General features: G+C 38.0%; 17 protein-coding genes and 1 pseudogene. 2 read left to right on the top strand and 16 right to left on the bottom strand.

What is annotated here, in order from left to right; translation table 11 throughout:
- Positions 1-63 precede the first annotated feature (63 nt).
- On the bottom strand, positions 64-1,071 hold the full coding sequence (locus MTF66_RS09625; protein WP_054201369.1) for a LacI family DNA-binding transcriptional regulator: 1,008 nt from the start codon (positions 1,069-1,071) through the stop codon (positions 64-66).
- Positions 1,072-1,351: 280 nt separating this feature from the next.
- Here MTF66_RS09625 and MTF66_RS09630 point away from each other — a divergent pair, with 280 nt between their 5' ends.
- Complete coding sequence (locus MTF66_RS09630) at positions 1,352-3,601, top strand: TonB-dependent receptor (RefSeq protein WP_054201370.1); 2,250 nt, start codon at positions 1,352-1,354, stop codon at positions 3,599-3,601.
- A gap of 35 nt (positions 3,602-3,636) precedes the next feature.
- Here the strand turns inward: MTF66_RS09630 and MTF66_RS09635 are convergent, their stop codons facing one another.
- The 3 genes from MTF66_RS09635 to MTF66_RS09645 are packed head-to-tail and all read right to left on the bottom strand — an operon-like array spanning position 3,637 to position 5,297.
- Positions 3,637-4,254 (bottom strand): GDSL-type esterase/lipase family protein, encoded by a 618-nt coding sequence (locus MTF66_RS09635; protein ID WP_076921961.1) that lies wholly within the window; start codon positions 4,252-4,254, stop codon positions 3,637-3,639.
- Between the two features lie 2 nt (positions 4,255-4,256).
- Entirely contained in the window at positions 4,257-4,781 is a 525-nt protein-coding gene (locus tag MTF66_RS09640) for a DsrE family protein (RefSeq protein WP_248527109.1), read from the bottom strand.
- Positions 4,782-4,832: 51 nt separating this feature from the next.
- Positions 4,833-5,297 carry a flavodoxin family protein gene (locus MTF66_RS09645; protein WP_248527110.1) on the bottom strand — a complete coding sequence of 155 codons (465 nt, stop codon included), beginning with the start codon at positions 5,295-5,297 and terminating at the stop codon, positions 4,833-4,835.
- Between the two features lie 98 nt (positions 5,298-5,395).
- Between MTF66_RS09645 and soxR the strand changes: the two genes are divergently transcribed.
- The gene (gene soxR, locus MTF66_RS09650) at positions 5,396-5,854 is read left to right on the top strand and encodes a redox-sensitive transcriptional activator SoxR (protein ID WP_248527111.1); all 459 of its coding nucleotides are present in this window, start codon (positions 5,396-5,398) and stop codon (positions 5,852-5,854) included.
- A 68-nt stretch (positions 5,855-5,922) separates the two neighbouring features.
- On the opposite strand, the gene MTF66_RS09655 is transcribed toward soxR, so the two are convergent.
- The 12 genes and pseudogenes from MTF66_RS09655 to MTF66_RS09705 all read right to left on the bottom strand — a co-directional run bounded on the left by MTF66_RS09655 (position 5,923) and on the right by MTF66_RS09705 (position 12,848).
- Positions 5,923-7,089, bottom strand: coding sequence for a lipase family protein (locus tag MTF66_RS09655; protein WP_248527112.1), 1,167 nt, complete (start codon positions 7,087-7,089; stop codon positions 5,923-5,925).
- Positions 7,090-7,116: 27 nt separating this feature from the next.
- Positions 7,117-7,614 carry a DUF6795 domain-containing protein gene (locus MTF66_RS09660; protein WP_338390801.1) on the bottom strand — a complete coding sequence of 166 codons (498 nt, stop codon included), beginning with the start codon at positions 7,612-7,614 and terminating at the stop codon, positions 7,117-7,119.
- A gap of 37 nt (positions 7,615-7,651) precedes the next feature.
- Complete coding sequence (locus MTF66_RS09665; RefSeq protein ID WP_082360125.1) at positions 7,652-8,161, bottom strand: DUF6795 domain-containing protein; 510 nt, start codon at positions 8,159-8,161, stop codon at positions 7,652-7,654.
- Between the two features lie 179 nt (positions 8,162-8,340).
- On the bottom strand, positions 8,341-9,126 hold the full coding sequence (locus MTF66_RS09670; protein ID WP_054201376.1) for a hypothetical protein: 786 nt from the start codon (positions 9,124-9,126) through the stop codon (positions 8,341-8,343).
- A 60-nt stretch (positions 9,127-9,186) separates the two neighbouring features.
- Positions 9,187-9,453 (bottom strand): hypothetical protein, encoded by a 267-nt coding sequence (locus MTF66_RS09675; RefSeq protein ID WP_054201377.1) that lies wholly within the window; start codon positions 9,451-9,453, stop codon positions 9,187-9,189.
- A gap of 102 nt (positions 9,454-9,555) precedes the next feature.
- Positions 9,556-10,140, bottom strand: a complete 585-nt coding sequence (locus MTF66_RS09680; protein WP_054201378.1) for a hypothetical protein — start codon at positions 10,138-10,140, stop codon at positions 9,556-9,558.
- 2 nt (positions 10,141-10,142) lie between these two features.
- Positions 10,143-10,907 (bottom strand): ChaN family lipoprotein, encoded by a 765-nt coding sequence (locus MTF66_RS09685; protein WP_028834225.1) that lies wholly within the window; start codon positions 10,905-10,907, stop codon positions 10,143-10,145.
- Between the two features lie 3 nt (positions 10,908-10,910).
- Entirely contained in the window at positions 10,911-11,093 is a 183-nt protein-coding gene (locus MTF66_RS09690; protein WP_241773564.1) for a hypothetical protein, read from the bottom strand.
- A gap of 79 nt (positions 11,094-11,172) precedes the next feature.
- Complete coding sequence (locus tag MTF66_RS09695; protein WP_054201379.1) at positions 11,173-11,652, bottom strand: hypothetical protein; 480 nt, start codon at positions 11,650-11,652, stop codon at positions 11,173-11,175.
- Entirely contained in the window at positions 11,645-11,956 is a 312-nt protein-coding gene (locus MTF66_RS09700) for a hypothetical protein (RefSeq protein ID WP_075170028.1), read from the bottom strand. Before MTF66_RS09700 ends, MTF66_RS09695 begins: the two co-directional genes overlap by 8 nt.
- Before the next feature lie 90 nt (positions 11,957-12,046).
- Positions 12,047-12,111 (bottom strand): annotated as a pseudogene (locus MTF66_RS38650) (Mobile element protein); the annotation flags it as partial.
- Positions 12,112-12,254: 143 nt separating this feature from the next.
- The gene (locus MTF66_RS09705) at positions 12,255-12,848 is read right to left on the bottom strand and encodes a hypothetical protein (RefSeq protein WP_024602679.1); all 594 of its coding nucleotides are present in this window, start codon (positions 12,846-12,848) and stop codon (positions 12,255-12,257) included.
- Positions 12,849-12,850 lie beyond the last annotated feature (2 nt).

Consider the following 12,850-nt stretch of genomic DNA (forward strand, 5'->3'; position numbering starts at 1 on the left):
GAACAAATACCATTGCAATCGTTTGCATTTTAAATTTAACAATTAATATACACGCATACTAGATTAACGTTTGCTTGACTGGCGAGTAATTAATTCTATATCAATAACTTGTGATTCGGCTTTTTCACCTGAAAACTGCTGTATTAACTTTTTAACTAACAAAGTCGCAGCAAATTGGGTGTTTTGTTTAATTGTAGAAAGTGAAGGGTGGCTAATATCAGCCATGGCAATGTCATCAAATCCAACCAGTGCCACATCGTTGGGAATACTTACATAGCGCTCTTTCAGCGCTTTCATCGCCCCCAGTGCAACCATGTCACTACAGGCCATTATCGCGTCAAAATATAAGCCTTTTTCACGTAATAACTGATTAATTACTTGATACGCTGAGCGACTGGTAATATCAATGGATATAACATGCTGCTCAAGTTTATGAGTAGAAAGTGCAGCAGCGTAACCACGATGCCTTTCACTAATTTCACCATGCTCAGGATCGCCTAAAAATAAAATACTTTTAGCACCGTGTTCTATTAAATGAGCGGTCGCTTGCATTCCTCCTAAGTAGTTATCGCTGCCGACAATAGGATAATTGCTTTGTGTTTTTGGATCCCCCCATACAACTAAAGGAATACCCGCATCGGCAGCCGCTTCTATATTAGTTTGGTTTTTTCCTTGCCCCACAACAATAATACCGTCTGCTCGGCGGCCATTAATAAAGTAATTAGCCCAGTCATCTTGCGCCATAATAGAGTTAGATAACAACAACTCTAAACCCTGTTGATTAAGCGCAAGGTTAATTTCGCTCACTACCTTGAGTAAAAATGGATCGCTGATTGACTGCTCGGTTTGCTCATCAAGATTAATAATAACGGCAACAACATTGGTTTTTTGCGTACGTAAACGGCTAGCTGCCGTGTTAAGGCTAAAATTATGTTTTTTTGCAAGCTGCTGAAGCTTGTCGCGGGTTTCTTGTTTTATAAGCGGGTTATTATTCAGCGCGCGCGAAACCGTTGAGGTAGACACCCCTGCAAGCTTTGCTAAATCAGCTAATTTAATTTTTTTATTATTCATAAAACTCTAAACGCTCCACTGCGGCTGATGCTATATCTAACTTGCTGACAATATAGCATTATTATTTTTTACTGGCTTGCCCATTAACTTAAAAATTACGCTCTTGTGTAATTACGCTCAATAAAACAACAGCCCATATTAATAAATAATTTACAAATAAACATTGCAAACGTTTGCATTTATCTCTAGAGTTTCAATTTATACAGCTTGTTTACATTAAAATTTAATCAATCTCGCTGTAATACACACTGTTTAACACACTAAAAACGGGATCTCACACATGAAATTCAATAGAGCAAAAAGCATGCTAGCCTGTGCAATTACTTTAGCCCTAAGCACACACGCTGCTGTTGCAGCAGAACAAGCAAAAGAAAAAAAAGTTGAGCGAATTGTCGTTTCTGGTACCCCCGCAGGTGTTGGGATCAGAAAAATTGATGCCAGCTACGCAGTAACAAATATTGATTCATCACAAATTATAAAATTATCACCAAAAAGTACTGCTGACTTATTTAAAGCTGTTCCCGGTGTGTGGGTAGAAAGCTCTGGTGGTGAGTCTGGTGCCAACGTATTTGTACGTGGTTTTCCAGGAGGTGGTGATGCGCCATTTTTAACACTCAGTATTGAAGGCTCGCCAGTTTACCCTGCGCCTACTCTTTCATTTTTAGAAAACTCATCGTTATTTAGAATCGATGAAACGATTGAAACAATGGAAGCACTGCGTGGTGGTCCTAACCCTGTGCTATCCAATGGTCAGCCTGGTTTAACAACCAACTTTAGGTTAAAGCGTGGCAGTGAAGATACTCAAGGCTTATTTAAATACACCACCTCAGATTACGACTTACAACGGGTTGATGCTGTGCTAAGTGGTGAAATCACCGACGACCTATATTTCATGGTAGGCGGCTATGTTAAAAGCTCACCGGGTATTCGTGATGCAGGGTTTACCTCAGAAAAAGGAAGCCAATTTACAATTAACATTACTAAAGAGTTAGACAATGGCGAGCTTAACTTTTATACCCGTCAAACAGACGATCACGGTGCTTGGTACTTACCCACCCCATTAAACGTTGACGGTATTGACGCCCAGTATACTCAATTAGGCACACTTAACCGTCAAGCGACGATTTTTACCGGCCCAGATGCGCAAGCACACGATATTGACCTAGGTGATGGCCGAGGATGGGATGGCCATGTATCCGGCGGTAGCATTAAACTAGAATTTGATAATGGCTGGCAATTTATAGATCGTTTTAATATTACTAAAGGCGATGCCAATACATTTGGCCTAGTACCTAATGGTTCAGCAACGACAATTGGTGAAGTGGCTGACAATGGTCAAACGGCATTCGGTGCAGTGACTAACACCGAATATGCTAGTGACACCGCGATTCAGCAACTGGGTCGCTGGGTAGTATTAAAAGAAATAAGCTCGTTTACTAACGACTTAGCCTTTTCAAAGCAATTTGGCGATTTATCGGCCACTTTTGGTTATTACACCGCAAGCACATCTGCGAGCGATTGGTGGAGCTTAGGCAATACGGCGTATCACGTGCTGGAAGCCGGTGGTGAGTCATTAAATGGCATTGAATGTAACCAAAGCACTGACGGGTGTGGTTTTAATTACGATATTAGCTCAACAGGCGATGCACGCACCAATGCTTTTTACTTTACAGGCCAATACAAATTTGCAGATGCATTTACGCTTGATTTAGGTGTACGTAAAGAAAACCATGACGTGCAATACAGTGTTGATGAAGACCTTGACGGTATTATCACTAAAGCCGTTGATTACGATGAAAGTAAAACCTCATGGACAACCGGTCTAAACTATTCAATTAATGACGACATGGGCGTGTTTGCACGTGTTAACCGTGGTTATAAAATGCCATATTTTGATGACTTTAGAGATAACTTTGGCGCATACCAAGGGGGTGAAAAACTAATTAAAGAAGTAACGCAGGGCGAACTAGGTTACAAACTTATTTCAGACTCTACCGACTTCTACGCCACCTTTTTTGTCAATGAAGTAAAAGGCGATACCTTTGTAAGTCGCCCAGGAGTACCGGCTGAAATTTTAACCAACGAAGCGTATGGTGTTGAACTTGATTATAACTTTAATCATGAATCTGGCTTTTCTGTTAATTTAAATACCACATTACAACAGACCGAAATCACTGAAAGCCCTGAAAATAAAGGTAACGACGCACAGCGCCAACCTAAATGGCAAGTACGTGTAACACCAAGCTATGACTTTGAAGTAGACGGCATGTATGCCACTTTATATGGTACCTTGTCAGCAGTGGATGACCGCTTTGGTAATAACGAAAACACCGTGACACTTGATGGCTACGAAAAAGTAGACTTAGGTTTAATTATTGAACCAATGGAAGGCATTAAACTGCAATTAGCCATAGATAACCTAACCGACGAGCAAGGTATCACTGAAGGCGACCCGCGCAATGCCGACGCCCCCAATGGCCGTTACATTATGCCACGTACAACACGCTTAAGTGTTAGTTACGCATTTTAATACACTCCCTAAGTAATAAATTAAAGTCGCGGTGATTAATATACTGCGGCTTTTTTTATTATAGGTGTCAACCTATTAGCAAGCTCTCTATGCTCACTAACAGGTAAATGTATGCCCTCTTTATTGCAAGATTGTATCAGCGGATAACAATCTAAAAACACACACGTGTGACGATCAGCGGCGGCTTTAAATTCAATAGATAATTGTTCAGCTTTTATACCTGCACCTGCGTAAATACTTTTATAACTTCCCACTTCATGAACCTTGGGCGGGCTTATAATGATAATCTTTGGTATTGTTTTACAATGATAAAAGGCTTTAATGGCTAAAATCAACTCCTCAAGCGCTTTGCTAATATCGATAGCAGACAGTGCAAAACGGGCTTTTAAATCATTGGTGCCAAGCGCAATAATAACAACATCAACAGTGTGCGCTTCCAGATACGGTTTTAAATACTTTACGCCTGATTTATCGCCGCTAAATGGCGGGTTATTCACTAAGGTACGATTAGGCTGCCCAGCTTCAATAACGAGGTGCCCTGTACCCAACAGCTCTGCTAATATGCCCGGCCAGCGTTCATGCGCAGGCAGCCGCTTTCCATCAACGGGTGATGTACCAAAGGTATTGGAGTCGCCAAAACAAAGAATATTCATGTTTAAAACGGATTCAACGTATAGCCTTGTTGCTGTAACTGCGCATGCGCAGTCATCGCAGAAAGCGCCATTTTCACCCCAGGTATAAGCTGATCTGCAGCTACCTTCATATGCATTGCCGACTGCCCGCATATATATACCCGCGTGTTATTCGCAAGCAGCTGTTTAATTAAAGATTCGGTTTTGTTATCTTCTTCAAACCGTGCTTTATAAACGCTGTTTTGAAGTACATCAACACTGGCTCCACCGTGTACCACTAGCGCCAGCTGGATATTTTCTGGTTTTACGCCGTGAGCCACATGCATATTGATAAAGCGCGCTAACGAATTAATATGATTATTTTGCGCGCCTTTTTCAGCGCCATCTCCTACATCAAAGGCAATTTTAAACTGCGCTTGGCTTAAATCAGATTTATGCTCGTGCACATTATAAAAATAACCAAAGTCTTTAATAACAGGCGCAGGCTCTGCTGCCAAACTACTAAAGCTAGTTAAAAGAAGGCTAAGACCTAAAAGTGATGTTTTCATAAGTTTCCATTTTATTGTTGGCTTAGCCTACCCTAACGCTATTTAAAGCAATTAACTAGCCTGAACATGTGAGTGCGCTATAAACGTCATCCCTAAATAATTGAATGTATGTTTAAACATATCGATAAATGCATCCGGCGCAGAAGCAGACGTAGCATTAGACAGCAGTGAAAACTGTTTTTGTCGTAAAGTTCTAAGTTTCGGTTGTAACGCCTCATCATCCATGTAATCAGTAATTCTATCCATAAACGCTTTCATTTGTGGCGTGGTGTTATACCAATAAATAGGTGACGCAATTACCCAATGCTCAAAGGTAAGTAACTGTTCAAATAGAGTGTAAAAATCATCTTCAGGGTAGTTTTTGTCATAGCGATAAGGTGAGATAACAAAGTCATCTATGCAAAAGCCTTGCCCGCCTTCCTTAGCTATATAATTGTTGACTTGTGTACTGGTGTTACCTGATTTACGGGCACTTGAAAAAATTATGGCTGTGGTATTCGTTGATTTATCTTGCATTTGTATCACTCCTTTTTTTATGATGGAGCAAAGTTTAAAACCTCAAGTTAAGTTCAGGTAAATAAGAAATAATTTAATTTTTAAAAGGAATTAAAGTGATGGCGGTACAAAAAAAACTTACTGAAGCCAACTTAACGGTTGGGTTTGTCGCTAAACGCAGTGGCGTTAAGGTATCTACACTGCACTTTTACGAAAATAAAGGGTTAATACGCAGTTGGCGAAACAGTGGCAATCAACGACGCTTTAAACCAGATGTACTAAGGCTAGTAGCAGTTATAAAAGCAGCACAAGCGATGGGGATCACGCTCGAAGAAATTAAACAAACTCTGGCAACGTTACCAGAGCAGCGTACACCAACACAAAAAGACTGGTCTGCACTTTCAAAACAATGGCAAAAGAAACTTGATGAGCGTATTGCTTATATGCAACGTTTACGTGAACGGGTTGATGGCTGTATTGGCTGTGGGTGTTTATCAATGAGTAAGTGCCCTATTTATAACAAAGACGACCACTTAGGTGAAGCCCAAAGTGGTGCCATTTTGTTAGAGCGAGATTAAGGCTTATAAAACCTTAATCTAGACCATTTAAGCCTTCTCGGTAGAGCGAGATTAAGGCTTATAAAACCTTAATCTAGACCATTTAAGCCTTCTCGGGCAGCGCGATATAATGCCCCTAGAGTTGAATCAAATACTGATTTAATAAAACTGTAAGTCAGCTCTACTGCTTTACTAATAACTTTGCCAGCAAACACTAACATGTGCCCGAGTAAACCTAAGGTTTGTGTTGCAAATGAAGCTGACGCTTTGGCTATTTTATCAAGCGTTCGCGCGAGCATATCGTAAAAAGTTAAACCTGTACCTATGGCTGCTTGCGCCGCAACAGCACTGTAGTAGCCCGAATCTTTTAATAAGGTAACTAACGCAGCGCCAAGTTTATCTGCCCAATGCGAACTAAATGAAGCTTGATTTCTGTCTTCAAACTTCAAACGTACCGGCGCGCTTAAAAAGTGGTTAGCTTTTACAGTTAAATTGCCCCAGTCATTACTGTTTGCGGTATTAACATAGCCTGGCGTACCACTTAATTTGTGTGCTGCGCCTTTAAGGCCCTGGCCGTTATCAAGGCGAATTTCTTGGCCATTGTAGGGCGCATGTGAAAATGGCCACAAAGGCACTTTTGTAACCGGATCAGCGCCGTGTGTACAGCGGTATATTTTATCAATACGAGAGGTGGCAGCGCGTGAAAAGTTATCAAGCCCCACTCTTGGTGAGCCGAACGTATATAATTTAACCGGCAACGAATACTCTGCTTTTATCCAATCGGCTGAAAGCGTAGCCAATGCACCACCTAAACTATGACCAACAATGTGCACACAGCCGGTCATTTTGTCTCGAATGTTAGCTGCTACAAATTCTTGTAGTGCAGGTTTCATACTATAAAAGGTTTTATTAAACCCAGCATGTACCATACTGCCGTTAGAGCCACCGCTTAAACCAAAGTGTGCATCTGTTAGGCCATCTCTAAGAGAAGCCGTACCACGAATAGTGATTACTGAATCACCTTGAAATGAATTTTTACCGTGTGCAACAAGGCCAAACCCAGTACTTAAACCAAATAAATGAGAGAAAAACCCGCCTGACACACCTTGTATGGATCTATTATTGATAGAAAAATCAAACTGATCTCTTAAGGATGCATGCAATAGCCCATTTAATAGTTTTGTATTTTTTAATTCTTTAGCATCATAAGCAAGTGATGCTAATTGGACTGCCTGAGTAGGTGTTAACGTATTCATTTTAAATCCTTTTATTGGCTTTAAACGTTAGAGCTTACAGGTGGTAAAAACTGCAAATGTATGCTGTTTATCATTTTTAGCAGCTATATCAAATGTTTCTGGCTCATTTGCGATATCACAAACCAAATTACTTAAGTATTCGGTTAGCGTATCTTTATGCTCGTAAGGAAATAGCCTAACTGCCCAAATAGTAACTTCCTTTGCATTCTCATCTAATGTGTATATGTGTTGTATAACAGATTCGTTGTCGAACATGTTTGATGGCTTTGATGTTTTGATAACTTTTTTAGGGAAAGAGAAACGACCATCACTACTTGTTGTTACTTCATCAATATATTCATCGCCATAATTTAGTCTACGAAATACCTTTTTACCAGCAACAGGTTGCTCATCAAAAAGCAAACGCCCTTCAACTGGAGCTGATAACACAAAATCTTCCTTACTAAAAAAACCAAACATATTTGCAAAAACCTGTGTTGTAGTAAATAAAATTAGAATAGCCACAACTACAATGAGTAATGGCAACTTAAACCGCTCCATCAAAAATATAATCTCCAATAAATCAAATGCATGCACCATATACCGTAAAGAAGTGCTCTGGCGCTTCTTCTATAGGTATGTCGTATGTTTGTGGGTCTTTGGCAATATCACACTCTAAGTCAGCGAGTAAGCTTTTTAGGGTATCACTCCCATCGTGCATAGACACGGTTGTGTACCAAAGAACAACGCCCTCAGGCGTACCATTTTCTAAATAAACATGTTGAACCAGTGATTCATTATCAAACATGTTTGCAGGCTTACTCGTTTTTATAGATTTTTCTGTGAAGGTAAAAAAACCATTATGATCGGTTATTGCTTCATCTTTATATTCATCACCATAAGTAAGCGCACGTACAACCTTAGCATTTGCAACAGGCTGCCCTTTATCTAATAATTGCCCCTTCATCGGAGCCGATAAAACAAAATCCTGCTTATTAAAAAAACCAAATATATCTGCATAAGCCTGTGTTGTAGTAAAAATAATAGCAATAGATATAATTACCAAAATGTGAGCTTTAAAACGTGATAACAAAATATACAAGCTCCCAACTATTAAACTCAAAATACACGTGTCGTATTGCTATTTAATGACGTTTTAAACTCTTAACTATCAGCGTTAATGAAATTGCCCATTTCAACTAAAATTTATTCTAATTGGGTACAAAGCGCACTGCAAGCATTTAGAGCAAAAAACAAGCAATACATCATTCCCTAAAAAAACAATTCATAAACCAGCTTACATATAATGCTAAACCCAAGTCCCATCATTAATATATAGCCATATAAAATAGCAATAGCGCCACCCGATGCATCCCCTATTTTGTCTATTTCGATACATGTAGAGCACACTATAAAAAAAATAAAAAAATTAGCAATTAAGCCTAATATATAAGCTTCGCCAAATAGTGGGGAAATACCGACTAATATAGCACTTAGCATAATAAGTATGCCTGAAAGCGCCTCCTTTAAAGAAAACTTGTACTCAATAATTTTGAGCACTAAGGTCACGACCATTAATGCTAAAAAATAAACCGTAGGTTTAAACTGGCTATACAAATAATCCACACTAAACATTTGGCTAATCGTTAATGAGGGCTCTTTAGCTGGGCTTAAATCTTCTGTTATCGCGCTTGAAGCGTCATCGATAAAAAAATACGCTACCGCAACAATAATTAACTTTATCATTCCAAAAAAGATAAAACTGGCGACCATAAACCCTATTGAATCGTCTCTGGTCAATCGCTTGTTTGCTTTGCTTTCTACAATTTTAGCTAGCAATACACCCAATAAGCACACACTACCTAAATAAAGCAGCGCGACCCAAAACTGATCAAGATAAAAAACCGATAAGCCAGGGGCAATAAATAAAAACATTGAATCTTCATTATCTAACGAGCTTTTGGGCTTAACACTGTATTTTGACTGTTTAAATAGTGCTAAATAAACAAATAATGGCTGTAAAAACAGCATTAAAATGCAGGTGTTTATAAGAGTCATTTATCATCCTTGATTACAGCCAATACACTGCGCCGAGAGTATTGGCAATTACGGAACTAATTAAAGGTTTATTTTTTGCAGGTAGGTTTTAAGCTTTAATAAGCCTGACTCAAGCTCAAACTTTTGTATTTTAGGGTTTTTAAACTTAAACCCGTTTGAAATGTGAGTATTAATCATCGTCGCCATGCCTTCAAAACCCGCAGGGGCAGTTGCAACTAAATCGCTCAATAGTGGTTGAATAAGCTCTTGATGCTCTTCAATTTTAGTTGGATCCTCGTAAATATCGTATACAAGGTTGGTTAGTGTATGTTGGTGTTGTTGTTCCATAATAATTCTATAGCGCCTTAAGTTTGGCGTTTATAGCTCCTTTTTATTTCAATTAAATCTGTCATGCGAATATCAAAGTATCAATTTTACTAAAATTGCATTTTATTGTTCTGAGTCAATAGATATTCCCGCTTCTCGCATTTGTTTTTTTAATATAGCTTCTTTATTTTCTTTATAATTACTTTCATCTAAAAAGCGTTTCTGTTTAGCTGCGTTTTCAAAATCACCTAACTTTGTATATATCAAATATAGAGCTTCATGGGTTCTGATTACTCTCATTTTCTCTTCTTCAATACCTTGGTTTTCATTTAAGTATTGACTATATAAAGCAATTGATTTATGTAGGTTTTTAGTAACAAAACGCCCAGACTCATATGCAAAAGCCAATGCTAAGATTCCATCAGGATCACCATTTTCAGCATGTAATTGAGCCTCCGTGATATAACGGCTTCCATCACTTGTATGTAAACCTATAACTTCTAGCGCCTGCCAATATCCCATTTCGTATGCTTTTTCGCACCATTTTTCAAGCTGTCTAGGCGCATACATCAGGCTTTTTTGGCATTGAAGTATCACTGTGTTTTTGGATAACTTAGGATCATTAATATCATGCTTTGGAAATAAAGTTCCAGCAAATGAGCCGGAACATAATATAAGTACAAAAAAAGTATAAATTAACTTTTTCACTACTATATACCTTTTACTATCGAGGTATTTTCAGGCAGGTGTACTTGATAAGATTTTACTGCAGTTTGAAATGGAAAACCTTCTCGTGAAAAATATTGCTTTTTAAGATTACCCTTTTCATCAGAATAACCCTCACAACTTCTTTGTGAGTAACAAGCAGTACCACCAATAAAGTCAATAAATCTAAGTTTTAGCGTGCCTTCCATTTTCACAAGTGTATCAAGACCTTCTTGATATTTAGTTGATCTAACAGCATGCCAACGATGCATAAAAGCAACAACGCGATTTTGATTAGTTTGATTTAAAATATTACTTATATTTTGAGCCCAAACCATATTTCTAATGGTGTGACTATTAAAACAATTACCTGCTAATGAATTATCATAATCACACGATTTATCAATAACCTCCATCTCATCCAAAGTCAAATCAAGTGCAATTATTTTTAAGCCTACTTCCCGAGCGGCTTTAACCAGCTCGCCATATGCTTTAGGAACTAAATAACCCCAAGCCCAATTATCATTAAAATATTGCTGAATTACATTAAACCCTTTACCTGTTCGTTGATAAAACTCTATTTTTTCTTGCATAGAACGAGGTAACATTTCAATTGCAAAATGGGTAAAGCCAGCTGTTTTAAGTTGCCTAAGTGCTTTTATAGCTTCATATTTGTAGATTGCGGGATTGTGGCTTGATTCGCCTAACATAACTAAACGCGCATTGCCCGCCATTGTTCTGTAATTTACATCCGTGTTTATTTTATTCATTACCTATCCTTGATCTTTATTTAAATTTTCGAAACACCATTTATAAAATTCAATAGCGTCATTATTCTCAGAGCTGTAAGGAGCAACTGCATATTCATAACTCATTGCAAATAAAAGCGCTTTTGCAGTGAAGTTACACATTTCACTTTTTGAATAACATTCCTTAACTCCACGCCATAATTTCATTGCGCGGCTAACATACTCATCGCCCTACTTTTATCTATGTTCCTTTGTATTTTAATTCAATAAGCAAAGCTATGCAGACTTACTTTTTCTTTCTCTTATTTCCTTTAGCTATCTCTTTTTCAACAGCGGCCCGAGCGTCTTTTATATCCTTAAAAAAGTTATATTGATATTTAATTAAGCCTTGGTATTTATTTCCTTTAATCAAATAAAAAGACAGCAGCATAAAGGCTATATTAGTAACTGTAGCTATATGATAACCATTTCCCTCTAAAATTATAAATGATGGTAAGCAAATCAAAGCTAAAAATAGAGCATAGTATTTCAATAACTTTGCACATAGAAAAGAGCCTTGACTAACTTTAAAGTTTAAAAGGCAAAACATAATTCCAACGGAAAACAAAATGCCCAACAGCCACTCAGGACTTGTATCAAAGTACTGTGTTAACAATGTCATGCCTGAATAAACAGTTCCTATAAGTAAGATAACCGTTACTAATAAGAACCTACGTAAAAGCTTCCATGGGGGAAATAATAAAAACACCTCTTCGTTTTTAAACACTAAAAACTTCCCAACACAAGCATAAAAGTATAAATATTAATACAGGGGCTACTTTAAAAAGCAGTTGAGGAAAATAGCTTGCTTGACCCCATGTAACAAAATACCTATCCTCTTTTGGTAATTCTGACACGACTCGCAGGTAAACAATCATATATGTTATTGAGCCAATCAGCCAAAGTGCTACACCACCTAATTGAGATAATGCAACAGAATATAGCGAAGCAGGAAATGGCAATAAAAACGAGATTACATATACAAGTGCATAAAATTCCACTTTATTTTTTTGCTTATCACTAAAAAACAAATCATTCCCTCTATATTAGCTCGCTTAGATAAGCGCATCGACTTACATATTTCATTACAACTTTAATCTTATAGTTATCTCTGCGTGTTGAGTGTGGTTACTCAAAACTGCGTAAACACATACATCAATACAAAACACCTTTCGAGCTTAAGCAACTTATCTTCAACTCAGCCTCTGCGAAAATTGAGGGTTGACCTGTAGAATGCTCATCACTATACAAAATGCAAGCCGAATGAAACGCTATATAAAGTGGTAGTACTTTGTTTACTAAACTGCAAAATTAGAATGGGTGTCTAGTCTATTCATTCAATGATTTATTCTTAATCAAAATTTCTTTTTTAGCTAACTCTAACAAATCAACAGCTCGTTCTTTATCATAAGCTAAAGGGCTGTGGTCAATAACATATTGTGCATGCTCATTTACTGCAAGCCAATTCTGCTGCGATTCATATAAGTTTGCTAACTTAAAGTGCGCAGCCGCAACTAACGAATTTGGCAATTCTGCATCTAATGCTAAAAATTCTTTGTAAAGGGAAATAGCATAATTAATATCTTGCTCCACAAACATACCACTGCCATATAACCAAGCTAAAGTTGAATAAGCTTTTGGCTCTTTTGCCGCAACCCGCTTTTTGGCCTCCTTTAATAATCGAGTTCCATCTCCATTATGAAGGCTTAGTGTAACCAGTGCCTTCCAGTATCCCATTTCATAAGCTTTTTCACACCACTCTTCGAGATACTCAGGCGCGTTAATTAGGCTTTTATGGCACTGCTCTGCGGCAGCTGATACAGTTAAATCAGGAGCGTTTATATCTATTGAATTATCCCATCGAGGCCCTGCGGCATTAATGGAAGGCGCTATAAGAATCAATATTAATAAAATTTTAGCCATAT

It is taken from the genome of Pseudoalteromonas sp. 2CM39R (assembly GCF_023161845.1).